Source organism: Pseudomonas sp. BIGb0381, from assembly GCF_024809815.1.
Taxonomy (GTDB): Bacteria; Pseudomonadota; Gammaproteobacteria; order Pseudomonadales; family Pseudomonadaceae; genus Aquipseudomonas.
On the sequence record NZ_JANUEN010000007.1, the window covers coordinates 103,634 to 129,403 of the forward strand.

Below are 25,770 nucleotides of genomic sequence, written 5' to 3' on the forward strand. Positions count from 1 at the left end.
ACCCGTTTGCCATGACGTACCGAATCAACGAATTCCAGTTCCAACTGCCGGCGAGCGAGCTGCAGGACGCGACGATCAATATCCTCAAATTCCCTGAGCTGGGCACATCCCTGATCGTCAGCCGCAGCCTGCTGGCCGACGGCGAAACCTTGCACAGCAACTTCAACGACCAACTCCAGCGCCTGGAAAAACAGGTGCAGGACTTGCGCTACCAACCGGGTGTCGATGTGCGCTTGGGCGCCGCGCAAGAGGTGGAAGGCATCGAGCTGCGCAGCCAGTTCAACAAGGGCAATGACAAGGTGTTCCAGTATCAGCTGGCCTTGGTGATACCGGGCACACGCAAGATGCTCGCGTTGAGTTATGTGAAGGCGGATACGCTGGGGGATGCCGAGGCGGCGCATTGGGCCTTGATCAAAAACTCGCTGTCGTTTGACGCTATTTCCTGATGAGTTGCCTGCATGTCTGACGCGTTATGGGCAGCCCGGATGGGCGATGCGCTCTCCCACACCTCGATGATGGCCGACATCCTTGGCGGTGTGCTGGAGGTAGCGGCCAATATCGCTATCACCGCCGTGGCGACTGCGGCGGTAGTTGCCGCCACCGGAATTACCGTGGCCACCGGCGGGCTCGGCTGTTTCCTGCTGGGCGCGGTGGTGGGCACGATTGTCGGCTTGACCATGAGCAAGACCGGGGCGGACAAAGGCTTATCGAATTTATGCGAGAGCTTCAGCAATGCGCTGTTTCCGCCCACGGTGCAGGCGAACATCCTCACCGGTTCCACCAACACCCTGACCAACAATATTCCGGCCGCGCGCGCCGCCGGGGCGATCAGTTCTCACGTCGCACCCGCCGGCACTGAACTGGAAGAACCCGCACCCGAGCCGGAAGCCAGCTACCTGGACATGGCCGAGAGCTTCTTCTCGCAGATGTGGCGCCCTACGGTAGCCACGCCTGCGCCTGGCGCCGAACCCAAGCCGCTGGATCTGGTCGCGTGCATGAAGCACCCGCCGATGCCGCCGCAGTTTCTGGCCGAGGGCTCGGACAAGGTCACGATCAACGGCCAGCCGGCGGTGCGCAGTGGTGATCGCAGTACGTGCGATGCGACCGTGGTGTCGTCCGGATTGATTTCATCGAACGTGACCATCGGCGGCGGGTCGGTGGTGGTGCGTGAGATTCGCAGCGGCAAGACACCGGGCGTCGGGCTGGCGGTGACGGCGTTGTTGATGCTCAAGGGCGGTAAGGGCAAGTTCTTCAGCAAGCTACCGTGCATGTTGATCGGCGGCGCAACCTCGATGGCCGTGAGCAGTGCGATGGGGGCGATGGCCAATGCGGCCATGGGCTCGTCGAACCCGGTGCATGCGGCCACCGGCGCCAAGGTGTTGGGCGGCGATGATGAGCTGGATTTCGTACTGCCTGGCATCCTGCCGATTGATTGGCAGCGTTTCTACAACAGCCGTGACGAACGCACAGGCAGCCTGCTCGGCGCAGGCTGGAGCGTGCCGTATGAAGTGTGCGTCGACATCCAGCCTCACCCCGACGGCGGTGAAACGCTGGTCTACACCGATGAACAGGGCCGACCCATCGACATGGGCAGCATTCCCCTGGGCGGTGCGGTGTTCAGCGCCGGTGAAGGGCTGGCCGTGCGCCGACACCTCAACGGGCAGTTGCTGATCGAAAGCGATGATGGTCTGTATCGCTTATTTGAGCCTTCCGCCAACCCGGCGTTGCTGCGCCTCAGCCAGCTCGGCGACCGCAACGACAACCGCATCCATCTTGATTACGACGAAGCCGGGCGACTGATCCGGCTGCGCGATACGTTCGACCTGGTGCAAGTGGAGTTGATCCGCGATCAAGGCCACTTGGTGCGGCTCGAACGGCTGTACCCCGATCAGCGCCGCGAAGTACTGGTCAGCTATGACTATGACACCGCCGGCAACCTGGCGCTGGTGCGCGACGCCACCGGCCAGATGCAGCGGCGCTTCAGCTACGATGCCGGCCAGCGCATGGTCGAGCACCAGTTGCCGACCGGTCTGCGCTGTTTCTACGAATGGGCCTTGGTTGAAGACGTGGAATGGCGGGTGGTCCGGCACTGGACCGACGAAGGCGACGCCTACCAGTTCGACTATGACTTGCAGGCCGGTGTCACGCGGATTACCGACGGCTTGCAACGCGTCAGTACTCGCCACTGGAACACCCAGCACCAGATCGTTCGCTACTCCGATAACCTCGGGCAAACCTGGCTGTTCGAGTGGAACGAAGAGCGCCAATTGCTCAGCGCCACCGATCCGCTGGGCGGGCGCTATGCCTACAGCTACGACGACGCCGGTAACCTGATCGGCGAGACCGACCCGCTGGGCCGCAGCGACTCGACCTTGTGGCTTGAGCACTGGGCACTCCCGCTGGTGGAGACCGACGCCGCCGACAATAGCTGGGCGTATCGCTACGATCAGCGCGGCAACTGCATCGCCGAAACCGATCCGCTGGGCTACGTCACCCGCTACCGCTATGACGATCACGGCCAGGTCGTGGAGATCATCGACGCCACCGGCAAAAGCAAAAAGCTGCGCTGGAACCCGTTCGGGCAGTTGGTTGAGCATATTGATTGCTCGGGTTACCCGACGCGGTTCAGTTATGACGAGCGCGGTTATTTGCAGGTCATTACCGACCCGCTAGGGGAACGAACAACCTTCACATACGACACGATGGGCAGGATGCTCAGCCAGCAGTTGCCAGATGGTCGTATCGAGTATTTTCAACGCAACGCCTGCGGACAATTGACGGTCCATACCGACCCGTCAGGCCACTCGACTCATTATCAGTACAACCCCCGCGGGCGCATTCGCCAGCGCACGGATGCGCACGGCCGCAAAGTGCAATTCAGCTATGACAGCTACGCACGGCTGCAAGCACTGACCAATGAGAATGGCGAATGTTATCGTTTCACGTGGAATGCCAATGATCGCCTGGTCGAGCAGCGCGACCTAGATGGCAGCGCCCATCACTATGACTACGATGCATTGAACAGCATCACCAGCGTCACTGCTTTACCAACTCACAACAGCAACGCGTCAGGTATCCCTGAACAGCCTATTGTTCACTATTTGGAGCGTGACGCTGCTGGGCGCCTGGTTGTCAAAATCACCGACGATGGTCGCACGGATTATTTATACGATCTCCTCGATCAATTGATCGCAATCACGTTCATGGACGCCCAGGGCAACGAACAAAAATTAAGTTATCGCTATGACGCCCTCGGCCAGCCACTCGAAGAGCAAAGCTCGGCCGGCAGTTTGAAACATCGCTATGACGAATTGGGCAATCTGACCCAGACCCAATTACCCGATGGTCGCTGGATCAACCGTCTGTACTACGGCAGTGGTCATTTGCACCAGATCAACCTCGACGGCCAAGTCATCAGTGACTTCGAGCGGGACCGCCTGCATCGTGAAGTACTTCGCACACAAGGTCAGATCAGCACCCGCACTGAATATGATCGAGGCGGGCGGTTGCGCGCCCGTGTACGGTATCCAAGTACCCTGCCGCGACCACTGACGGGAATGAGCTCGACATACTTCGACTTTGATCCCAGCGACAACCTGATCGCCCGCCACGAACAAAAAGCAGGAATTGCACACCAACAGTCGTTTCACTACGACGCCACTGATCGCATCATTGCCAGCCAGAATCCAATACATGGAACGCAGGAAAGCTTTGCTTATGACGCAGCGGCCAACCTTCTGGATGGTCCCCTGCCGGGTGTAGGCCTGGTGGTACATAACAAATTAATGACCTACCAAGACAAGCGTTACCGGTATGACAGTTTCGGTCGGCTGGTTGAAAAACGTAGTGCTCGTCGCGCCGTTCAACTATTCAAGTACGACGCTGAAAGCAGAGTGGTCGAAATACGAAATCAGCACGCCGCCAATGAGACTGTCATCACAATGACCTACGACCCTTTAGGTCGTCGGATTACAAAAACCGAACAAAACAGCAACGGTAATACGCTTGGTACCACTCGTTTTGTCTGGGACGGGTTGCAACTGATACAAGAGCACCGTAATAACCAGACCAGCCTTTATCTTTATGACGACGGGAGCTATGAAGCACTGGCACGTGTTGATGGCCTGGGCCCACTGCAAAGAATCAGGTACTACCACAACGATCCTAACGGACTGCCGCACGAATTGACGGACCATGATGGGCACCGCGTATGGCAGGCCAGTTATTACGCTTGGGGTAATACCGCCGAGGAAACCAGAGAATCTTCTTACATCGAAGAACAGAACTTGAGGTTTCAGGGGCAATACTTGGACCGGGAAACCGGTTTGCACTACAACACGTTCAGGTTTTACGACCCCGATATAGGTCGGTTTATCACGCCGGACCCCATAGGACTCGCCGGTGGCTTGAACCTCTATCAGTACGGGCCTAATCCGATGGGCTGGTGTGATGCGTGGGGGCTGGCAGGCAGTCCAACCACAGCGACTCATATCACCTACCTGGGCGTCGACAAAGCGACCGGCAAACCATATGTCGGTTATGCCAGCATGCAAGGCAAACAGGTAGGTTCAGACGTGTTGAACTATCGCTACGGGTCAAATTTCGATCGCTTTGGCGGCCAAGCACCTCAAGTCCTGCATACCGCCTACGGCCAGGATGGCAAGGACACCACCCGAGGGCTGGAACAACGAGTGTATGAAGGCTTGGGAGGAAAAGATGGAACCGCCAACGCACAAAACCCCGTCGGCAAAGGAAATGGCCGAAGGAAAGAATACCTGGCTGCGGCGGATAAACATTTGTCTCAGACAGACTCAGGCAAAGCACTGGATAAACGCATAAAAGCCGCGAATAAAACCAAGGGCAAAGCCCCTGTCAAAGTCGCCGGCAAAAGCAGAGGTGCGAGAGCAGGCCGCTGCTCGTGAATATCATCAATGACTATTGAAAATGGAGTAGGCCCATGGCCAAGCGCATCCTCTGGAAGGAAGGCGATCTAGTCAGCCTCAAATTGCGAGATGACTTATACACCGTAGGCCAGATGATCAAGAACTCCGTCATGCGCTTCTACGATGTGAGAAGCGTGGACGGCGTCTGGACCGATCTTGCGCTGGACAACAGTATGATCCTGTTCAGTGGTTTTGTCGGCAAGGTGGTGACCCAGAGATTGGCAGCGGAAAAACTAATTTCCGTCACGCCATTTAGCCTTTCGGATCATGAGCGTTATTGGCTCAGGCCCCACGTCAGCTTTGAGGGCGGCTTTCCGTTTCGAGATGCTGATCTTGTTGACCTCGGCATCGGCTGCGATGCTGATTACAGCCTGGTACCTGCACTAAAGGAAGATCTGCAACTTTCGGACAGTCGCGACATTATCGAAAAGTATGAGTTGACCAACATGTGGGGAGATGAGGACCTCAGCGACAGACTGTGTCGCTACTTCGATACCGGTGTTAACCGGGATGATTTGAAATATGAAGTCTTTCCGGGGCTCTGGAACGATCGTGAAAGCCTCAGGCCTTTAACCCGACGACTGCCTTTGCCGTTGAGATAGACAAGCAGTGTTTAGGTGGTTTGAAGCATTAAAAAAGGGCACCCGACCCAGTCGGCGTGCCCACTCTTCTTACCGCCCCGCCTCCCTTCGAGACGGTACTGCCATTACGGGTTGACGCTGTCTTTGAGCGACTTGCCCGGCTTGAACGCAACAGTGTTGCTCGCCTTGATTTTCACGGGCTCACCGGTTTGCGGGTTTTTGCCGGTGCGGGCGCCACGGTGGCGTTGCAGGAAGGTGCCGAAACCAACCAGGGTGACGCTGTCCTTGCGGTGCAGGGCGCCGGTGATTTCTTCGAGAACGGCGTTGAGGACGCGGTTGGCCTGTTCTTTGGTGAGATCCGCTTTTTCAGCGATGGCGGCTGCGAGTTCTGGTTTACGCATATATGAAGCCTCTTTGACGGTTTTTTGTTGTTATGTCCGTGCTGCTCTCTAACGGAACAGCGGCCAAGGCGCCGCAGGCTCTACTCTGCGGCAGACGGGAGTGAGGATGGCATGCCCTCGTACGCCGCGCCAGTCTCGCGGCGCCCTTTCTAGGGTAAAAAATGTGCTTATTCCGACAGAACGACCGGTATTTACGCCAGCAACGGCGGAAGTTCTTTGTTGAGGGCGAGTTTTTCCATCACGGCGCTGCCGGTCAGCGCGTAACCCAGCAGGCGGCCGCTGGCGTCGCGGCACAGGGCCTTGATGTCGGCGCCCTGGCCTTCGACGCTCCATACACCTTCTGTGCCCCGTGGCGGCGGCGAGACCACCAGCGGGCAGACCGGCGTTTTCACGGTGACCGGCATTGGGCCGTAGCTGACAGCGGTGGCGTTACCGGCCAGGGTCTGGGCCAAGGCGCGGGCGCAGCTCATCAACGGCATCACGTACAGCAGGTTCAGGCCGTCAACTTCGGCGCAGTCGCCCAGGGCGTAGATATTGGCGTGGGAGGTCTTGAGGTGGCGGTCCACCATGATCCCGCGGTTGGTCTGCAGGCCGGCGGCGGCGGCCAGGTCGACACGCGGGCGCAGGCCGATGGCCGAGACCACCAGGTCGCAGTGGACCACCTCACCGTCCGACAGGTGCGCTTCCAGGCCGTCAGCGGTGCGCTGCAGGCGGTTGAGCACCGGGCCCAGGTGGAAACGCGCCCCCAGCCCTTCCAGACCGGCCTGTACCGCTGCAGCCGCCGCCGGGTGCAGCAGGGTCGGCATGACTTGCTCGCACGGCGCCACCAGGTCGATCTCATAGCCGCCGAGGATCAGGTCGTTGGCGAACTCACAGCCGATCAGGCCGGCGCCGAGCAGCAGCACGCGGCGCTTGCCGGCAGCGGCGGCGCGAAAGCGGGCGTAATCTTCGAGGTCATTGATGGGGAAAACCAGCTCAGCGGCGTCTCCTTCGACTGGTACGCGCACGGTTTCTGCGCCCCAGGCCAGGACCAGATCACGATAGACCACCGCTTCTTCACCGATCCACAGGCGTTTGTGACCGGGATCGATGCCGCTGACGCGGGTGTGGGTGCGCACTTCGGCCTTGAGTTGCTCCGCCATGGCACCGGGTTCGGCCATGCTCAGGCCATCGGCTTCCTTGTTCTTGCCAAAGCCGGTGGAAAGCATGGGTTTGGAGTAGGAGCGCCCGTCATCCGCGGTGATCAGCAGCAATGGGGTTTCGCTGTCGAGCTTGCGAAACTCCCGGGCCACGTTGTAGCCGGCCAATCCTGTGCCGATGATCACGACAGGTGCGTTCATTCCTTTCTCCTTGTAGTACGGTTCTGAAACTGAAAATTAGCCGATTTCGATCATTTCGAAATCCATTTTGCCGACGCCGCAGTCCGGGCACAGCCAGTCTTCCGGTACGTCCTGCCACAGAGTGCCCGGAGCGATACCATCATCCGGCCAGCCGTCTTTTTCGTCATAGATCAGGCCGCAGACTACACATTGCCACTTCTTCATTTACTTGCTTCCTCAGGGTCCAGGCTGGTTGGCCGGCGGTCGATGGATCCAGCATTGCCGCACGGCTCAGGGCGTTTTGTACTGATCGGGGCCGGCAGATGCAAGCACGATCGACGCAAGGCGCCCGCGCAGCCCGGCAAAAGATCAGGACGCCATGGTAAGCTCGCCGCCTCTTTTGCTGCCAATACTGACGCACCGTGCCGCACTCAATCGCCCTTCCCGATGCTTGCCAATGGTTGACCCAGAGCCTCCTGAGCCCTGCGCCCGCGCCCTTGACCCTCAACTGGCTGTTCGACGAAGGCTCGCTGACCCGCCGGCTGACGTGGCTGTCCAACGATGGCTTCAGCGTGACGCCGCTGTTCGAAGGCTGGCAGCCGCTGCGCGATGATGAATGCGCGGCGCTGCATATGCCCCCGGCCAGCATCGGTTGGGTGCGCGAGGTGTATTTGCGTGGGCATGGCCAGCCGTGGGTATTTGCCCGCAGTGTGGCGGCGCGCAGTGCATTGCAGGGCGACGGCTTGCAGATGGACGAATTGGGCAGCCGTTCCCTGGGCGAATTGCTGTTTTGCGACCGCGCGTTCACCCGCCAGGCCATCGAGGTGTGCCATTACCCTCGCCAGTGGCTGCCGACCACGGACCAGTCCGACGGGCTGTGGGCACGCCGCTCACGCTTCGATCGTGGGGCGCTGAGCGTGCTGGTGGCGGAAGTCTTCCTGCCGAGTTTCTGGCACGCGCTGCATGACCATCCGGAGAACTGCTGATGTATCAACGTCTGCTCAAATCCTTGAACCGCCTGAACCCCAGGGCCTGGGATTTCATTCAGTTGACCCGCATGGACAAGCCCATCGGCATCTACCTGCTGCTGTGGCCGACGCTGTGGGCGCTGTGGATCGCCGGCAAGGGTTCGCCGTCCCTGGCCAACATCGTGATTTTCGTGCTGGGCGTTACGCTGACTCGCGCTGCCGGTTGCGTCATCAATGACTGGGCGGACCGCAAGGTCGACGGCCATGTGAAGCGCACCGCGCAACGCCCGCTGGCAAGCGGCAGGATCAGTTCGAAAGAGGCCCTGGTGTTCTTTGCGGTACTGATGCTGATCAGCTTCCTGCTGGTACTGCTGACCAACGCCACAACCATTTGGTTATCGCTGGGCGGCCTGGCACTGGCGGTCAGCTACCCGTTCATGAAGCGCTACACCTATTACCCGCAGGTGGTGTTGGGCGCGGCGTTTTCCTGGGGCATGCCGATGGCGTTCACCGCCGAAACCGGCCACCTGCCCGCCACCGCCTGGCTGCTGTATATAGCCAACCTGCTGTGGACGGTGGGCTACGACACCTATTACGCAATGACCGACCGCGACGACGACTTGAAGATCGGCGTCAAATCCACTGCGATTCTGTTCGGCGATGCCGACCGGGTGATCATCCTCACCCTGCAAGGCCTGGCGCTGCTGTGCCTGTTGCTGGCCGGCGCACGGTTTGAGCTGGGCGGTTGGTTCCACCTGGGGTTGCTGGCGGCGGCAGGCTGCTTTGCCTGGGAGTTCTGGTACACCCGCGACAGGGACCGGATGAAGTGCTTCAAGGCGTTTTTGCACAACCACTGGGCCGGGTTGGCGATTTTTATCGGGATTGTGGCGGATTACGGGTTTCGATGAGGGGCCAGGCCCCTCACCGCTAGCGGGCTGAATCAGGGCTTGGCGACTTTCCAGGCCCCGTCCATTTTGCCGTCGCCGGTCATGTCGCCGGCCTTTTTGTCCATCACAAAGGTATAGAGAGGCTTGCCGTTGTAGGCCCATTGGCCCTTTTGATCGTCACGGGTGATAACGGTCCACTTGCCCATGGGTTTGTCGGTGGACTCGGCCATCAACGGCGGCCAGTTGGTGGCGCACTTGTCGTTACACATGGACTTGCCATCGGCGTCCTTGGCGAAGGTGTAGAGCGTCATGCCCTTATGATCCACCAACATCCCGTCTTTCGTCATCGCCGGGTCTGCGGCAAATGCCAGTGTCGGCAGTGTCAACGCCGCCGTGACCAGAAGGGCCTTCCAGGAAAAAGTACTGTGATTCATCGGAACCTTCCTTTTGTGGTTGTCAGGATTCGGACCCAAAGCGTAGTCCAGAGTGCCGCTAATTGCCCGAGCGACTAAATTACTGTCACACGACTGCAATATTTCCGTTATCTAATGCGGCGCAAGACAGTTAAATGACAAGAGGATTTTAGGCATGGTTGGCAGGAGCATTCTGATTGTTGACGACGAAGCGCCCATCCGCGAGATGATCGCCGTTGCGTTGGAAATGGCCGGCTATGACTGCCTGGAGGCGGAGAACTCCCAGCAGGCCCATGCCATTATCGTCGACCGCAAGCCGGACCTGATCCTGCTGGACTGGATGCTGCCCGGCACCTCCGGCATCGAACTGGCCCGCCGCCTCAAGCGCGATGAGCTGACCGGGGATATCCCGATCATCATGCTCACCGCCAAGGGCGAAGAGGACAACAAGATCCAGGGCCTGGAAGTCGGCGCCGATGACTACATCACCAAGCCGTTTTCCCCACGGGAGCTGGTAGCGCGCCTGAAGGCCGTATTGCGCCGGGCCGGCCCGACCGATGGCGAAGCGCCTATTGAAGTCGGCGGCCTGCTGCTGGACCCGATCAGCCACCGCGTGACCATCGACGGCAAGCCGGCCGAGATGGGCCCGACCGAATACCGCCTGCTGCAATTTTTCATGACCCACCAGGAGCGCGCCTATACCCGTGGCCAGTTGCTGGACCAGGTGTGGGGCGGCAACGTGTATGTGGAGGAGCGCACCGTTGACGTGCATATCCGCCGCCTGCGCAAAGCCTTGGGTGACGCTTACGAGAATCTGGTACAAACCGTGCGCGGCACCGGCTACCGGTTTTCAACCAAAGGCTGAGCCAGCCCTTCCTTAACAGCTGACAAGGACGCATGTTTAAGTGAACCAAAACTGGCATGGCACCCTGATCCGCCACATGCTCCTGTTGATCACCGCCTGCCTGTTGGTAGGCCTGGTCAGCGGCTATTACGGCTGGAGCCTGGCCATTGGTATCGCCCTGTACCTGGGCTGGACCCTCAAACAATTGCTGCGCCTGCATGAATGGCTGCGCCAGCACAAACCCGACGAAGCGCCACCTGACGGCTACGGCCTGTGGGGTGAGGTGTTCGACAGCATCTACCACCTGCAACGCCGCGACCAACGGGTACGCGGGCGCCTGCAAGCGGTGATCGACCGGGTGCAGGAGTCCACCGCCGCGCTCAAAGACGCGGTGATCATGCTCGACAGCGATGGCAACCTGGAATGGTGGAACCGCGCCGCCGAGACCCTGCTGGGCCTCAAGACCCCCCAGGACAGCGGCCAGCCAGTGACCAACCTGGTGCGCCACCCACGCTTCAAAGAGTACTTCGAGCAGGAAAACTACGAGGAAGCGCTGGAAATCCCCTCGCCGACCAACGACCGCGTGCGTATCCAGCTGTACCTGACGCGCTACGGCAACAACGAACACCTGATGCTGGTGCGCGACGTAACCCGCATCCATCAACTGGAACAGATGCGTAAAGACTTCGTCGCCAACGTTTCCCACGAATTGCGTACGCCATTGACGGTGATCTGCGGCTATCTGGAGACGCTGCTGGACAACGTCGACGAGATCAACCCGCGCTGGAGCCGTGCCCTGCAGCAAATGCAGCAGCAGGGTTCACGCATGCAGACCCTGCTCAACGACTTGCTGTTGCTGGCCAAGCTTGAAGCCACGGATTATCCGTCGGACAACCATCCGGTGGCCGTACAAAGCCTGTTGCAGACCATCAAGAATGACGCCCAGGCCCTGTCGGGCGAGCGCGGGCAGCAGATCAGCCTGGATGCCGACCCGCGAGTGTTGCTCAAAGGCAGCGAAGGCGAATTGCGCAGCGCGTTCTCCAACCTGGTGTTCAACGCGGTGAAGTACACCCCGGACAAGGGCACTATCCGCATCCGCTGGTGGGCCGACGAACAAGGCGCACACCTGAGCGTGCAGGACTCCGGCATCGGCATCGACGCCAAGCATCTGCCGCGCCTGACCGAGCGCTTCTACCGCGTCGACTCCAGCCGCAACTCCAACACCGGCGGCACCGGGCTGGGCCTGGCCATCGTCAAGCATGTGCTGCTGCGCCACCGTGCGCGCCTGGAAATCAGCAGTGTGCTGGGGCATGGCAGTACGTTCACCTGCCATTTTCCGCCAGCGCAGATGACCCGTTCGCGGCTCGTCGGAAATGATGAATAACTCGAACACAGCACGAAACCAAATGTGGGAGGGGGCTTGCTCCCGATGGCGGTGCACCAGTATCAGATATGCTGACTGACACACTGCTATCGGGAGCAAGCCCCCTCCCACAATTGGAATTGTGCTGTTTCGAATAAGGCATTCCACACCCCACCCGGCGGCAACCACTAGGCAAGCGCCCCGTCAGCCGCTACATTGGCCGACTTGCGCCTGCCTTCCAGGCCCTTCTGTCCCCCCTTATTGAACACACGGAACCTGCAAAACCCAATCATGGACCCTTCCCCTGGTATCACCCTCGCCACACTCTTCGCCGATTTCGGCATGATTCTTTTTGCTCTGATCCTGGTACTGCTCAACGGTTTTTTCGTTGCGGCGGAATTTGCCATGGTCAAGCTGCGCTCGACCCGGGTCGAGGCCATCGCCCACACCAACGGCTGGCGCGGGCAGATCCTGCGTACCGTACACAGCCAGCTCGATGCTTACCTGTCGGCCTGCCAGCTGGGTATCACCCTCGCCTCCCTGGGCCTGGGCTGGGTCGGTGAGCCGGCCTTTGCGCATATCCTGGAGCCGCTGCTGGGCGCCGCAGGCGTCGAATCGCCGGAAGTGATCAAGGGCGTGTCGTTCTTTGCCGCGTTCTTCGTGATTTCCTACCTGCACATCGTGGTCGGTGAACTGGCACCCAAGTCCTGGGCCATTCGCAAGCCCGAACTGCTGTCACTGTGGACGGCGGTGCCGCTGTACCTGTTCTACTGGGCCATGTACCCGGCGATCTACCTGCTCAACGCCAGCGCCAATGCGATCCTGCGCATTGCCGGCCAAGGCGAGCCTGGCCCGCACCACGAGCACCATTACAGCCGCGAAGAGCTCAAGTTGATCCTGCACTCCAGCCGTGGCCAGGACCCGAGCGACCAAGGCATGCGCGTACTGGCCTCCGCCGTGGAAATGGGCGAGCTGGAAGTGGTGGACTGGGCCAACTCCCGTGAAGACCTGGTGACCCTGGACTTCAACGCCCCGCTCAAGGAAATCCTCGCACTGTTCCGCCGCCATAAGTTCAGCCGTTATCCGGTATATGACGCGGTGCGCAACGAGTTTGTCGGCCTGTTGCACATCAAGGACCTGCTGCTGGAACTGGCGGCCCTGGACCACATCCCAGAATCGTTCAACCTGGCCGAACTGACCCGCCCGCTCGAACGTGTGTCGCGGCACATGCCGTTGTCGCAGTTGCTGGAGCAGTTCCGCAAAGGCGGCGCGCACTTTGCCCTGGTGGAAGAAGCCGACGGCAAGATCATCGGCTACCTGACCATGGAAGACGTGCTGGAAGTGCTGGTAGGCGATATTCAGGACGAACACCGCAAGGCCGAGCGCGGCATCCTCGCCTACCAGCCCGGCAAACTGCTGGTACGGGGCGACACGCCGCTGTTCAAGGTGGAACGCCTGTTGGGTGTCGACCTGGACCACATTGAGGCCGAAACCCTCGCAGGGCTGGTCTACGACACGCTCAAACGGGTACCGGAAGAGGAAGAAGTGCTGGAGGTTGAAGGCTTGCGGATCATCATCAAGAAGATGAAAGGGCCGAAGATCGTACTGGCCAAGGTCCTGCTGCTGGATTGACCCTCAATTGCCCAATGCAAAATTGGGCAATGTCCCCACCGGCTGGTTGAATTCGTAAGGGATCGACACCAGCCCGGCCTCGCTACTCTGCTGCACCACGAAGTGCAGGTGCGGCCCGCTGCTGTTGCCGGTATTGCCCGACAACCCCAGCGCGCTGCCCACTGCTACGCGCTGCCCCGCCCTGACGCTGACCGAACCTTGCTTGAGATGCAGGTACACGCCCTGGGTACCGTCATCATGCTGCACGCGCACGAAATTGCCCGACGCATCGTTGCCGCGTCCGATCTGGCTATTCTCGATTTTCACCACCACACCGCTACGCGCCGCAATGATCGGCGTGCCTTCGGGCATGGCAATGTCCATGGCGTAGCGGCTTTTGGCGTCGGTGTGGCTGAAACTGCCGTTGGGGCCTTGGGTCAGACGGAACGGACCGCCACGCCAGGGCAAGGGGTAGCGGTAGGCTTGTTGTGGGTAACCAGGTTTGGGTCTGTCGAGTGCTGGCCGTTGTACGCGCTCGACCCTGCGTTCTTGAATCACGAACGCCTGGGCACCGGGGGTTTGCCGGTCGCTGAAGAACACCATGCCGTTGGCATCGGTGGATTTGTAGAGGGTCATGGCCTGGGTCGAAGTGGCGACCGCAGCCAACGTGCAGGACAGCAAGAGGCGAAGAACCATGGCGCGAACCTGCCGGAGTGAATGAACAGCAAGCTAACAACGGTTGATGACAATCTTGTAGTGAGCGGGCTCGCCCCGCGCTGGGCTGCGCAGCAGCCCCGAAACCAGGCGCAGAGGAGTGCCTGATACACCGCATTCGTCTTCGTCAGGGGCGCTTCGCACCCCAACGCGGGACAAGCCCGCTCGCCACAGAGGCCCCAGTTTGCTGCGCGCCAGCGCTATGTCGAAGAGGTAGTGGGACCTCCCTCACCACAAGGTCAGGCACCCGGCACAAAATGCTTCTGCGCCGTACCACGCGCAATCAGGCGGGAGATGTAGTCGAGCTTCTGCGCGTCCTGATCAATAAAGCGGAAGGTCAGTTGCAGCCAATCGCTATCGGGCTTGGGCTCGAAGGCGACGATGGCGTGCAGGTAACCGTTGAGACGGGCCACCTCAGCGTTGTCGCCCTGTTCCAGGTCGAGCACGGCACTTTCCAGCACCTGAGGCAGGACCTCACCGCGACGCACCACCAGCAGCGCCTCCTTGATGCTCAGCGCCTTGATCACGCATTGCTGGGTGCCGCTGGACAGGCGCAACTGGCCCTGGCCACGGCCGCCAGTGGGTGCAGCGCCTGGCGCTTGGACCGGCGGGGCGTTGTTAAGCAGGCCTTTGTTTGGCGCAGACGCGGCAGCCGCGACGGGGGCGGCACGTACGGCTTCTGGCTTGCCACCGGTCAGGGCGCTCAGGGAATCATTGCCGAAGGCCGAGTTCATCTTGGTCGGCGCGCTGGCGACCAGGGCATCGAGGCGACCAACCTTGTGCAGGGCCTGTTTGACCTTGTTCAACAGTTGCTCGTTGGTAAACGGTTTGCTGACGTAGCCGGAAACCCCGGCCTGGATCGCCTGGACCACGTTCTCTTTGTCACCACGGCTGGTCACCATCACAAACGGCATGGACTTGAGGTGCGGTTGCTCGCGGCACCAGGTCAACAGCTCCAGGCCGGACATCTCCGGCATTTCCCAGTCGCACAGCACCAGGTCGAAGCTCTCGCGCATCAGGATGGTCTGGGCCTTCTTGCCGTTTACCGCATCTTCAAGCTTGATCCCGGGGAAGTAGTTGCGCAGGCACTTCTTCACCAGGTCGCGGATAAACGAGGCGTCATCCACCACCAATACACTGACTTTACTCATCGACCCTTCATCCTATAAAAACTTCGGCACGCAAAACGCCTGACTGATGGCATTTTGCCAAAACTCTGTAGTCACGTTCGGACTTTCTTTTACCCGACTCGCAAAAAAATCGGGGGCCGCAAACGAAAACGCCCGACCAAAGGCCGGGCGTTAATTTCTCGGGCAACCTTACTTATCGTCAGATTCACCCGAAACATTAGGGATTTGATCGGCTGAACCTTCAACTTCGGCCTTCATGCGCTTGAGGCCCATGTGCCGTACGTCGGTACCGCGCACCAGGTAGATCACCAGTTCCGAGATATTGCGCGCGTGATCACCGATCCGCTCCAGGGAACGCAGCACCCAGATGATGCTCAAGACCCGCGAGATAGAGCGCGGGTCTTCCATCATGTAGGTGGCCAGCTCACGCAGGGCGGTCTTGTATTCACGGTCGATGACCTTGTCGTACTGCGCCACCGACAACGCCAGGTCGGCGTCAAAGCGCGCAAAGGCATCAAGGGCATCACGCACCATGTTGCGCACCTGGTCGCCGATGTGACGCACTTCGACATAACCGCGCGGCGCTTCACCCTCTTCGCACAGCTGGATGGCACGGCGGGCGATCTTGGTGGCTTCGTCGCCGATCCGCTCGAGGTCGATCACCGACTTGGAGATGCTGATGATCAAGCGCAGGTCGGATGCCGCCGGCTGGCGACGGGCGAGAATGCGCAGGCATTCTTCGTCGATGTTGCGTTCCATCTGGTTGATCTGGTCGTCGATCTCGCGCACTTGCTGGGCCAGGCCCGAGTCAGCCTCGATCAGCGCGGTCACGGCGTCGTTGACTTGCTTCTCCACCAGCCCGCCCATCGCCAGGAGGTGGCTGCGCACTTCCTCGAGCTCGGCGTTGAACTGCGCGGAGATGTGGTGGGTAAGGCCTTCTTTACTAATCATGTTGGCGTCCTTGGAGCGTCCGGTAAGGTGCGGAGAACCGCAGCGTCAGTGCAATCAGAACCACAGCTTCCTAGCCGTAGCGACCGGTGATGTAGTCTTCGGTCTGCTTCTTCGCCGGATTGGTGAACAGGGTGTCGGTATCGCCGAACTCCACCAGCTTGCCCATGTACATGAACGCGGTGTAGTCGGAAACCCGCGCCGCCTGTTGCATGTTGTGGGTCACGATGACGATGGTGAACTTGGACTTGAGCTCGTAGATCAGTTCTTCGACTTTCAGCGTCGAGATCGGGTCGAGTGCCGAGCACGGTTCGTCGAGCAACAGCACTTCCGGCTCCACGGCGATGGTGCGCGCGATCACCAGGCGTTGCTGCTGGCCGCCGGACAGGCCGAGTGCCGACTCGTGCAGGCGGTCCTTGACCTCGTCCCACAGCGCCGCGCCTTTAAGGGCCCACTCAACCGCTTCGTCGAGGATGCGCTTCTTGTTGATGCCCTGGATGCGCAGGCCGTAGACCACGTTTTCGTAGATGGTCTTGGGGAACGGGTTAGGCTTCTGGAACACCATGCCCACGCGGCGACGCAGCTCGGCCACGTCTTCGCCCTTGCGGTAGATATTGGTGCCGTAGAGGTTGATGGCCCCGTCCACGCGGCAGCCGTCGACCAGGTCGTTCATGCGGTTGAAGGTACGCAGCAACGTGGACTTGCCGCAGCCGGACGGGCCGATGAAGGCGGTCACGCGCTGCTTGGGGATGTTCATGCTGACGTCGAACAGCGCCTGCTTGTCACCGTAGTACAGGCTCAGGCCCGGCACTTCGATGGCCACAGTTTCCTGGGCCAAGCTCAGGCTCTGTTTGTCGCGACCCAGGGCAGACATGTTGATGCCGTGGGAATGGGTGTCGTGTTGCATGGGATGCTCCCTGTGCTGTTGTGTGGGAGGGGGCTTGCCCCCGATAGCGGTGCATCAGGAACATGTGTGCTGGCTGGCACACCGCAATCGGGAGCAAGCCCCCTCCCACAAATAAGTCCGCGTTCAATTCAGATTAGCTGTCCAGCGCCTTGTACTTCTCGCGCAGGTGGTTACGAATCCACACCGCCGACAGGTTGAGCGTGGCGATCACCAGCACCAGCAGCAAGGCGGTGGCGTACACCAGCGGCCGTGCGGCCTCGACGTTAGGGCTCTGGAAACCGACGTCATAGATATGGAAGCCCAGGTGCATGATCTTCTGGTCCAGGTGCAGGTACGGGTAGTTGCCGTCCAGCGGCAGCGACGGGGCGAGTTTCACCACGCCGACCAGCATCAGCGGCGCCACTTCACCGGCGGCGCGGGCCACGGCGAGGATCATGCCGGTCATCATCGCCGGGCTGGCCATCGGCAGCACGATCTTCCACAGCGTTTCCGCCTTGGTCGCGCCCAGCGCCAGGGAGCCTTCACGCACCGTACGCGGAATCCGCGCCAGGCCTTCTTCGGTGGCCACGATCACCACCGGTACCGCCAGCAGCGCCAGGGTCAGCGAGGCCCAGAGCAGGCCCGGTGTACCGAAGGTCGGTGCCGGCAGCGCTTCGGCGAAGAACAGACGGTCGACCGAGCCACCCAATACATACACGAAGAAACCCAGGCCGAACACGCCGTAGACGATGGCCGGTACACCCGCCAGGTTGTTCACGGCGATGCGGATAATCCGCGTCAGGGTGTTCTGCTTGGCGTATTCACGCAGGTATACCGCCGCCAGCACGCCGAACGGGGTCACGATCATCGCCATGATCAGGGTCATCATCACGGTGCCGAAGATGGCCGGGAAGATCCCGCCTTCGGTGTTGGCTTCCCGCGGGTCATCGCTGAGGAATTCCCACACTTTGCTGAAGTAGAAACCGATCTTGGTCACGGTACCCATGGCGTTCGGCTGGTAGGCGTGCACCACTTTGCCGATGCCGATTTCAATTTCCTTGCCGTTGCCATCGCGAGCGGTCAAAGCGTCGCGGTTGAACTGGGCGTGCAGGTCGGCCAGGCGAGCTTCGATGTCCTGGTAGCGGGCGTTGAGCTCGGCGCGGTCGGCATCCATGTCGGCCTGGGCGGCGGCGTCGAGCTTGCCTTCCAGCTCAAGCTTGCGGCCGTGCAGGCGAATGCGTTCGAGGCCGGCGTTGATCGCGCCGATGTCGGATTTCTCCAGGGTCTTGAGCTGGGCCGCCAGCTTGTTAACGCGGTCCACGCGGGCTTGCAGCTCAGGCCATGCGGCCTCGCCTTCGGCGATGACCTTGCCATCCTGCTTGACGTTGACCAGGGTGCCGTAGAAGTTGCCCCACTCACGACGCTCGATGGTCATCAGGTTTTTCGGCGTGGTCTGGTCCTTCAACCACTCGCCGACGATCCAGGTGAAGTCGTTGCCGTTCAGGTCACGGTTGCCGACCTTGATCAGCTCGCGGGTCATGAATTCAGGGCCCGCATCGGGCACCGGCAGGCCAGCGCTTTTCAGGCGCTCGCGCGGCACTTCTTCTTTCTGCACCACTTCGCCGATGACGATATGGTTTTCCTGGCCCGGCACGTTGTAGTTGGCCTGGATCAGGTCAGCCGGCCAGAAGTGGCCCAGGCCACGCACAGCAATCACCGCCAGCAAACCAATGGTCATGATGACCGCGATGGACACCGCGCCACCGCTGATCCAGACGCCGGGAGCGCCGCTCTTGAACCATCCATTCAGGGAGTTCTGTTTCACAGACTTCTACCTTTCTTAAAGCGACGAGTATTTCTTGCGCAGACGCTGACGAATCAGCTCGGCGAGGGTGTTCATGATGAACGTGAACAGCAGCAGCACCAGCGCCGAGAGGAACAGCACGCGGTAATGACTGCCGCCGACCTCCGACTCGGGCATTTCCACCGCGACGTTGGCCGCCAGGGTGCGCAGGCCTTCGAACAGGTTCATCTCCATCACCGGCGTGTTACCGGTGGCCATCAGCACGATCATGGTCTCGCCCACGGCGCGCCCCATGCCGATCATCAGCGCCGAGAAGATGCCCGGGCTGGCGGTCAGGATCACCACGCGGGTCATGGTCTGCCACGGCGTGGCGCCCAGGGCCAGGGAGCCCAGGGTCAGGCCGCGCGGTACGCTGAACACGGCGTCTTCGGCGATGGAGTAGATGTTCGGGATCACCGCAAAGCCCATGGCCAAGCCGACCACCAGGGCATTGCGCTGGTCGTAGGTAATGCCCAGGTCGTGGGAGATCCACATGCGCATATCGCCGCCGAAGAACCAGGTTTCCAGGTACGGGCTCATGTACAGCGAGAGCCAGCCCACGAACAGGATCACCGGGATCAGGATCGCGCTTTCCCAACCGTCGGGAACCCGCAGGCGGATGGATTCAGGCAGGCGGCTGAAGACAAAGCCGGCCACCAGGATGCCAATCGGCAACAGCATCAGCAGGCTGAAGATCCCCGGCAGATGCCCTTCGACATACGGCGCCAGGAACAGGCCGGCGAAGAAGCCGAGGATCACCGTCGGCATCGCTTCCATCAATTCGATCACCGGCTTGACCTTGCGGCGCAGGCTCGGGGCCATGAAGTAAGCGGTGTAGATCGCCGCGGCAACGGCCAGGGGCGCCGCCAGCAGCATGGCGTAGAACGCCGCCTTCAGCGTACCGAAGGTCAATGGCGCCAGGCTCATCTTGGGTTCGAAGTCGGTGTTGGCGGCGGTCGATTGCCAGACGTACTTAGGCTCGTCGTAGTTTTCGTACCAGACCTTGCTCCACAACGCACTCCAGGACACTTCCGGGTGCGGGTTGTCCAGCAGCAGCGGCTGCAGCTTGCCGCCGGCTTCGACGATCACGCGGTTGGCGCGAGGCGACAGGCCGAACACGCCCTGGCCGTCGACCACCGGATCCACCAGCAGGGTGCGGTGGGCAGTGCTGTGGAACACGCCGAACGTGCCGGAAGCGTCGAGGGCAGTGAAGCCTTTGCGACGCTCTTCGGCGGTGATTTCCACGATGGGCGCGGTGCCCATCTGGAAGGTGCGAATCTGCTTGAAACGCTGCTCGCCATCCGGGTCACGGGCCATGAACCACTGGGCCAGGCCGCCTTTGGAGTTACCGACGATCAGCGAGATACCGCCCACCAGCTGGGTGCTGGCGGTGATTTCGGCGTTGCCGTCTTCGAGCAGTTTGTAGCGACCGTTGAGGCTCTTGTCGCGCAGGCTGAACACATCCGCCAGGGCGCGGCCGTTGATCACATACAACCACTGCTGGCGCGGATCAATGAAGATCGCCTTCACCGGTTCGGTCATTTGCGGCAGCTCGACACGCTTCTGCTCGCTGGTGACTTCACCGGTCATCATGTTTTCTTCGCGGCTCAGGGTCAGCACGTTCAAGTACGAACCGGCCGAGCCTGCCACCACCAGCGACGTATCGGTGGCATTGAGGGCGACGTGCTCCAACGGGCGACCGGCATCGTCGAGCACGATCGGCGTTTCACCGTAGGGGTATTCAATCGCAGGCGTGATGGTTTTCTTGCCGTCCGGGTACGACACCTTATAGGTGTGGCGGAACACCAGGGACTGGCCATTGGACAATCCGAGGATCACCAGCGGGCTGCCCGGCTGATCTTCACCAATGGAAGCAACGCTCACGCCCGGCGCAAGCGGCAGGTCGACACGCTTGAGTTCGGCACCGGTCGTGACATCAAAGAACAGCGCCTGGCCCTTGTCGGATACCCGCATGGCGACCTGGTTCTGCTCTTCCAGGGAGATCAACAAAGGCTTGCCGGCGTCCTGCATCCAGGCGGGCGTCAGTGCGTCTTCCTTGGTCAGCGAGGCGCCTTGGAACAAAGGCGCGACCACATAGGCGAGGAAAAAGAAAATCAGGGTGATGGCACCGAGAACGGCGAGGCCGCCAACCAGCACGTACCAACGGGTCAGACGGTCCTTGAGCGCGCGGATGCGGCGCTTGCGTTGCAGCTCAGGCGTATTGAAATCAATGCGCTTGGGGGGAGAAGTTGTCGTCATGGTGGAATTGGCCAGATCATTCATGCGCACACCCTAGCGATCCTGTATGACAGAAAGATGACAATGCAGTGACGCAGGAAATCCGCCGCGAAGCAGGGCTGGCAGCGGATTGAAAATTAGTGATGCGGGAACCGGCGTACCGGCTCCCGCAGAGGCAATCAGTTGCCTTCTTTCAGGCCCAGGTCAGCCAGTGCCTTGGCGGCAACTTTGGCTGGCAGTGGGATGTAGCCGTCTTTCACTACAACTTCCTGGCCCTGTTTGGACAGAACCAGTTTCACGAACTCGGCTTCCAGCGGGGCCAGAGGCTTGTTCGGGGCTTTGTTGACGTAAACGTAGAGGAAACGCGACAGCGGGTATTTGCCGTTCAGGGCGTTTTCTTCGCTGTCTTCGATGAAGTCAGTGCTGCCTTTCTTGGCCAGGGCCACGGTCTTCACGCTGGCGGTCTTGTAGCCGATGCCCGAGTAACCGATGCCGTTCAGCGAGGAGCTGATCGACTGCACGACCGAAGCCGAGCCGGGTTGTTCGTTCACGTTAGGCTTGTAGTCGCCTTTGCACAGGGCTTCTTCCTTGAAGTAGCCGTAGGTGCCGGATACCGAGTTACGACCGAACAGTTGCACTGGCTTGTTGGCCAGGTCGCCGGTCACACCCAGGTCGCCCCAGGTTTTCACGTCGGCTTTGGCGCCGCACAGACGCGTCGAGGAGAAGATCGCGTCGACTTGCTCCATGGTCAGGTGCTGGATCGGGTTGTCCTTGTGCACGAACACAGCCAGGGCATCCACGGCAACCGGGATAGCGGTTGGCTTGTAGCCGTACTTCTGCTCGAAGGCAGCCAGTTCGGTGTCCTTCATCTTGCGGCTCATCGGGCCCAGGTTGGAGGTGCCTTCAGTCAGCGCAGGTGGCGCGGTGGCGGAGCCGGCAGCTTGAATCTGGATGTTGACGTTCGGGTATTCCTTTTTGTAACCCTCGGCCCACAGGGTCATCAGGTTGGCCAGGGTATCGGAACCGACGCTGGACAAGTTGCCCGACACACCAGTGGTCTTGACGTACGCCGGGATTGCCGGATCAACACCTGCGGCCACCGCGTTGGCGGTCGCAACGCCAGCAGCGACAAAAGTCATTGCCGCCATCAAACGTTTCAGTTTCATGCCTTGCTCCTAGCAGATAGGGATAGTTGGATCGGGGCCAAGTATCGAGAGGCCGTGTGAACACTCTATGTCTGAAATATGACAATTGGATGAAAGGCCAGCATTGGGCGAGCATTCGCAGTCAAGAAGAAAACGGTCGGCAATACAGGCTGGAGCGGCGAGATGAACGTAATGAGTCCCTGGTTTGAAACCTCTCTGCAATTGCTGATCGGAGATTTCCCACAGCTATTTAGGGTTGTTGCTCGGAACTCGCCTTACTAACCTCCCCGCGCCGCTGCAAATTCAGCGGCCGGGACTGCAGTTAAAACCTGACCGCTTCACGGCGCACCTTAGGTTGACAAAACAAAACCAAAGAATAGTCTTGTCAACCTAAGGAGACCTCACATGATCAATGACCGAATTCGCCGCGCAAGGTTATTGCGTGGCCTGTCGCTGGAAGCACTGGCACTGCGTCTCGGCGATATAACCAAGCAAGGCCTGAGCAAATATGAAAAAGGGTTGAGTACCCCAAACTCTCAGCGCCTTCTGCAGTTGGCAAAAGCACTGGAGGTGAGCCCCGAGTATTTTTTTCGTACTCAGGCACTGCCACTCGCGCCGCTGGAGTTCCGCAAGCTTGCGAAGATGCCTAAATACCGTCAGGTCCAGGTCGAGGAACAGATTCGAGAGCATCTGGAACGCTATATATCTCTGGAGGAGTGTTTCGATCCACAAGATATCAAGACTGCCGAAACCCCAGCCCAAATGCTCCCAGTCTCTTCCATAGAGGAAGCGGAACGAGCGGCGGATGAGCTCCGCAAGTATTGGGATATAGGTGAAGATCCTATTGCTCATCTGACTGAACAGTTGGAAGAGCACGGCATTAAAGTGGTGATGCTGGATGGGCCGGACGATTTCGATGGCGCTTGCGCAGCCACCCATGACGGCGAACATGTGTTGATCGCTTTAAATGCTCAGAGAGCAGGTGAACGTATTCGCTTCACCGCTGCTCATGAATTGGGTCACTGGGTGATGAAATTGCCTGATGATATGCCCGAGCGCGATAAAGAAAACTGCTGTCACCGCTTCGCAGGAGCGTTCCTTTATCCCTCTAAAAGCGTTACCGGAGATTTTGGGAATCACCAACGCTCCCGTGTCCACCCTAGAGAACTACTGATTGTTAAGCGCCAATATGGGCTCTCAATGCATGCAGCGCTTCGTCGATTGAAGGACCTCAAACTGTTAGGGGAAAGCGGCTACAAGTCCCTGACCATTCAATTCAGTAGCAATGGCTGGCGCAAAGCAGAACCTGAGCCGTTACCTTGCAAACCACCTCAGCGCTTTGAGTCACTCGTTTTCTGGGGGTTAGCGGAAGGCCTTATCACCAAATCACGAGCGGCCGAATTGCTGCGGCGTCCTGTGAGGGCTCTAGACCCCAATTTTCTGGGCTCACTGGAGAGTGCATGAGCCTGATCTATATCAGCGACACCAACATCTGGATTGATTTCAGGAACGCTGGATTGCTGGAGCATATGTTCAGGCTGCCATTTACCCTCTGCTGCACCGATTTCGTCATGCACGAGCTTGAGGATTTCCCTCATGAAGAACTGCTCGCCCAAGGGCTGGTTGTCGAATCATTTGACGAGGGAGGCGTGCAGAAACTCTTAGGACTTAAGGTCGAACACAACAACAGTTCCTTGGCCGACGTTTCTTGCTACCTACTGGCACATACAACCGGAAGACCCTTACTCACTGGCGATGGGAAGCTACGTCGCCAGGCAATTCGAGATGGACTGCAGGTGCACGGCGCACTTTGGCTACTCGACCTCATGGTCGAACATCAAGTCCTCAATGCTATTGGCGCAGCAACGGCACTCGAACAGATGCTGGCAGGCGGCGCCCGCTTGCCAGCATCAGAATGTCAAATACGGATCTCTGGCTGGAAAGTTATATGAAACTCAACTCGGATATTGAATATCCATCCAGCACTTATAAAAATCACCCTGTCCATCTGGCAAAGTAGACATTTAGCCTCTACATAGCCTGCTGCTGATCTGATATTACCGCCCGCGCTTCCACAGATACCCACCCACAACCATCCCCATCACACACAGGACAGCCACGTAGTAAGCCGGGCCCATAGGGCTTTCCTTCATCAGCAGCGACACCGCCAGCGGCGTCAGCCCGCCGAACACGGCGTAGGCGACGTTGTAGGAAAACGACAAGCCACTGAAGCGCACCACGGGTGGGAAGGCTTTCACCATCACGTAAGGCACCACGCCAATGGTGCCGACGAACAGGCCGGTCAAGGCGTACAGCGGGAACAGCCAGTCCGGGTGGGACATGAGGCTGTGATACAGGGTCCAGGAGGTCGCCAGCAGCAGTGCGCAACCGCTCACCAGTACACGACCGGCACCGAAGCGGTCGGCCAGGGCACCGGAGGCGATGCAGCCCAGGCTCAAGGTCACGATGGCCAGGCTATTGGCTTGCAGCGCAACGGTCGGGCTGAAGTGGTAGAGGGTCTGCAGCACGGTCGGGGTCATCAGGATGACCACCACGACGCCGGCCGACAACAGCCAGGTCAGCAGCATCGACAAGACGATGGCACCACGGTGGTCGCGCAGCACGGCACGCAATGGCAGCTCGGCGGCCAGGGTCTTGCGTTGCTGCATTTCGGCGAAGATCGGCGTTTCATGCAACCAGCGACGCAGGTACACCGACAGCAGGCCGAACACGCCGCCGAGCAGGAACGGAATACGCCAGGCGTAATCCGAGACCTGCTCCGGGCTATAAATAGTGTTGATTGCAGTGGCCACCAGCGAACCCAGCAGGATACCGGCGGTAAGGCCGCTGGTCAGGGTACCGCAGGCGTAGCCGATATGGCGCGGCGGTACGTGTTCGGAGACGAAGACCCAGGCGCCCGGGACTTCGCCGCCAATCGCTGCGCCTTGGATGACACGCATCAGCAGCAGCAGGATCGGCGCCCACAGGCCGATCTGCGCGTAGGTCGGCAGCAGGCCCATGATCAGGGTCGGTACAGCCATCATGAAAATGCTCAGGGTGAACATTTTCTTGCGGCCCAGCAGGTCACCGAAGTGCGCCATGATGATGCCGCCCAGCGGGCGTGCCAGGTAACCGGCGGCGAAGATGCCGAAGGTCTGCATCATCCGCAGCCATTCAGGCATATCGGCGGGGAAAAACAGTTTTCCGACTACGGTGGCGAAAAACACGAAAATGATGAAATCATAAAACTCCAGCGCCCCGCCCAAGGCAGACAGCGACAGGGTTTTGTAGTCGTTGCGGGTCAGCGGGCGCGACGGTTGCGCACTGCTTGCGGGCACGGAGGACATGGCAAGGCTTCTCTTATAGTAGTCAGCTTGATAAGGACGGCACGCCCGGGACTGGCGGCGGGTCTGGCAAGATAGCAAATCGCTTGTAAAAGCACAGCGCCAGGAGAACAGTTGCGCGTAAAAGCCGCGATACAGCGCCTATTTACCGACCAAATGAGCGCCGGGAGGTCGTCGTGGCGCCAGGGTCTC

Annotated in this window: 22 protein-coding genes; 10 read left to right on the plus strand and 12 right to left on the minus strand. The window is 59.9% G+C overall.

Annotation, left to right across the window (positions count from 1 at the left end; translation table 11 throughout):
• The first annotated feature begins 11 nt into the window (after nt 1–11).
• Genes M2397_RS19295 through M2397_RS19305 form a run of 3 tightly spaced genes read left to right on the plus strand, consistent with a single transcriptional unit; the run spans nt 12 to nt 5,545 of the window.
• Nucleotides 12–446 carry a DcrB-related protein gene (locus M2397_RS19295; RefSeq protein WP_065946491.1) on the plus strand — a complete coding sequence of 145 codons (435 nt, stop codon included), beginning with the start codon at nt 12–14 and terminating at the stop codon, nt 444–446.
• 12 nt (nt 447–458) lie between these two features.
• A complete protein-coding gene (locus tag M2397_RS19300; protein ID WP_259244255.1) occupies nt 459–4,922 on the plus strand; it encodes an RHS repeat-associated core domain-containing protein in 4,464 nt (1,487 codons plus the stop codon).
• A 35-nt stretch (nt 4,923–4,957) separates the two neighbouring features.
• Nucleotides 4,958–5,545, plus strand: coding sequence for an immunity 26/phosphotriesterase HocA family protein (locus M2397_RS19305; RefSeq protein WP_259244256.1), 588 nt, complete (start codon nt 4,958–4,960; stop codon nt 5,543–5,545).
• A gap of 104 nt (nt 5,546–5,649) precedes the next feature.
• On the opposite strand, the gene M2397_RS19310 is transcribed toward M2397_RS19305, so the two are convergent.
• From M2397_RS19310 to M2397_RS19320, 3 genes are all read right to left on the minus strand, one after another.
• Nucleotides 5,650–5,925 (minus strand): HU family DNA-binding protein, encoded by a 276-nt coding sequence (locus M2397_RS19310; protein WP_003213368.1) that lies wholly within the window; start codon nt 5,923–5,925, stop codon nt 5,650–5,652.
• A 191-nt stretch (nt 5,926–6,116) separates the two neighbouring features.
• Nucleotides 6,117–7,265 carry an NAD(P)/FAD-dependent oxidoreductase gene (locus tag M2397_RS19315; RefSeq protein ID WP_131697675.1) on the minus strand — a complete coding sequence of 383 codons (1,149 nt, stop codon included), beginning with the start codon at nt 7,263–7,265 and terminating at the stop codon, nt 6,117–6,119.
• 36 nt (nt 7,266–7,301) lie between these two features.
• Nucleotides 7,302–7,469: a rubredoxin gene (locus M2397_RS19320; protein ID WP_003213373.1), complete on the minus strand. Its 168-nt coding sequence runs from the start codon at nt 7,467–7,469 to the stop codon at nt 7,302–7,304.
• Between the two features lie 197 nt (nt 7,470–7,666).
• Between M2397_RS19320 and M2397_RS19325 the strand changes: the two genes are divergently transcribed.
• Both M2397_RS19325 and ubiA read left to right on the plus strand, forming a co-directional pair.
• Nucleotides 7,667–8,230, plus strand: a complete 564-nt coding sequence (locus M2397_RS19325) for a chorismate lyase (protein WP_145337396.1) — start codon at nt 7,667–7,669, stop codon at nt 8,228–8,230.
• Nucleotides 8,230–9,120 (plus strand): 4-hydroxybenzoate octaprenyltransferase, encoded by an 891-nt coding sequence (ubiA, locus tag M2397_RS19330; RefSeq protein ID WP_145337395.1) that lies wholly within the window; start codon nt 8,230–8,232, stop codon nt 9,118–9,120. The genes M2397_RS19325 and ubiA overlap by 1 nt, the downstream gene beginning before the upstream one ends.
• A 32-nt stretch (nt 9,121–9,152) precedes the next feature.
• Here the strand turns inward: ubiA and M2397_RS19335 are convergent, their stop codons facing one another.
• Nucleotides 9,153–9,533, minus strand: coding sequence for a hypothetical protein (locus M2397_RS19335; protein ID WP_145337394.1), 381 nt, complete (start codon nt 9,531–9,533; stop codon nt 9,153–9,155).
• 154 nt (nt 9,534–9,687) lie between these two features.
• On the opposite strand from M2397_RS19335, the gene phoB reads away from it, so the two are divergent.
• The 3 genes from phoB to M2397_RS19350 all read left to right on the plus strand — a co-directional run bounded on the left by phoB (nt 9,688) and on the right by M2397_RS19350 (nt 13,351).
• Entirely contained in the window at nt 9,688–10,377 is a 690-nt protein-coding gene (gene phoB / locus M2397_RS19340) for a phosphate regulon transcriptional regulator PhoB (RefSeq protein WP_003176964.1), read from the plus strand.
• A 76-nt stretch (nt 10,378–10,453) separates the two neighbouring features.
• A complete protein-coding gene (phoR, locus tag M2397_RS19345; RefSeq protein ID WP_205885705.1) occupies nt 10,454–11,740 on the plus strand; it encodes a phosphate regulon sensor histidine kinase PhoR in 1,287 nt (428 codons plus the stop codon).
• A gap of 270 nt (nt 11,741–12,010) precedes the next feature.
• Nucleotides 12,011–13,351, plus strand: a complete 1,341-nt coding sequence (locus tag M2397_RS19350) for a hemolysin family protein (RefSeq protein ID WP_131697680.1) — start codon at nt 12,011–12,013, stop codon at nt 13,349–13,351.
• 3 nt (nt 13,352–13,354) lie between these two features.
• On the opposite strand, the gene M2397_RS19355 is transcribed toward M2397_RS19350, so the two are convergent.
• The 7 genes from M2397_RS19355 to M2397_RS19385 all read right to left on the minus strand — a co-directional run bounded on the left by M2397_RS19355 (nt 13,355) and on the right by M2397_RS19385 (nt 22,255).
• Entirely contained in the window at nt 13,355–14,026 is a 672-nt protein-coding gene (locus M2397_RS19355) for a M23 family metallopeptidase (RefSeq protein WP_145337393.1), read from the minus strand.
• Nucleotides 14,027–14,283: 257 nt separating this feature from the next.
• Entirely contained in the window at nt 14,284–15,195 is a 912-nt protein-coding gene (locus M2397_RS19360; protein WP_131697682.1) for a response regulator, read from the minus strand.
• A 168-nt stretch (nt 15,196–15,363) separates the two neighbouring features.
• A complete protein-coding gene (gene phoU / locus M2397_RS19365) occupies nt 15,364–16,125 on the minus strand; it encodes a phosphate signaling complex protein PhoU (RefSeq protein ID WP_184745221.1) in 762 nt (253 codons plus the stop codon).
• Between the two features lie 70 nt (nt 16,126–16,195).
• Nucleotides 16,196–17,029, minus strand: a complete 834-nt coding sequence (gene pstB / locus M2397_RS19370; protein ID WP_027608247.1) for a phosphate ABC transporter ATP-binding protein PstB — start codon at nt 17,027–17,029, stop codon at nt 16,196–16,198.
• A gap of 133 nt (nt 17,030–17,162) precedes the next feature.
• Complete coding sequence (pstA, locus tag M2397_RS19375; RefSeq protein WP_131697683.1) at nt 17,163–18,833, minus strand: phosphate ABC transporter permease PstA; 1,671 nt, start codon at nt 18,831–18,833, stop codon at nt 17,163–17,165.
• Nucleotides 18,834–18,848: 15 nt separating this feature from the next.
• Nucleotides 18,849–20,882, minus strand: coding sequence for an ABC transporter permease subunit (locus M2397_RS19380; RefSeq protein ID WP_178116729.1), 2,034 nt, complete (start codon nt 20,880–20,882; stop codon nt 18,849–18,851).
• Nucleotides 20,883–21,268: 386 nt separating this feature from the next.
• Entirely contained in the window at nt 21,269–22,255 is a 987-nt protein-coding gene (locus tag M2397_RS19385; RefSeq protein WP_017135798.1) for a phosphate ABC transporter substrate-binding protein PstS, read from the minus strand.
• A gap of 384 nt (nt 22,256–22,639) precedes the next feature.
• Between M2397_RS19385 and M2397_RS19390 the strand changes: the two genes are divergently transcribed.
• Both M2397_RS19390 and M2397_RS19395 read left to right on the plus strand, forming a co-directional pair.
• Nucleotides 22,640–23,698 (plus strand): helix-turn-helix domain-containing protein, encoded by a 1,059-nt coding sequence (locus tag M2397_RS19390; protein WP_184745223.1) that lies wholly within the window; start codon nt 22,640–22,642, stop codon nt 23,696–23,698.
• Entirely contained in the window at nt 23,695–24,186 is a 492-nt protein-coding gene (locus tag M2397_RS19395; protein ID WP_131697686.1) for a type II toxin-antitoxin system VapC family toxin, read from the plus strand. The genes M2397_RS19390 and M2397_RS19395 overlap by 4 nt, the downstream gene beginning before the upstream one ends.
• Before the next feature lie 105 nt (nt 24,187–24,291).
• On the opposite strand, the gene M2397_RS19400 is transcribed toward M2397_RS19395, so the two are convergent.
• A complete protein-coding gene (locus M2397_RS19400; protein WP_131697687.1) occupies nt 24,292–25,581 on the minus strand; it encodes an MFS transporter in 1,290 nt (429 codons plus the stop codon).
• Between the last annotated feature and the right edge of the window lie 189 nt (nt 25,582–25,770).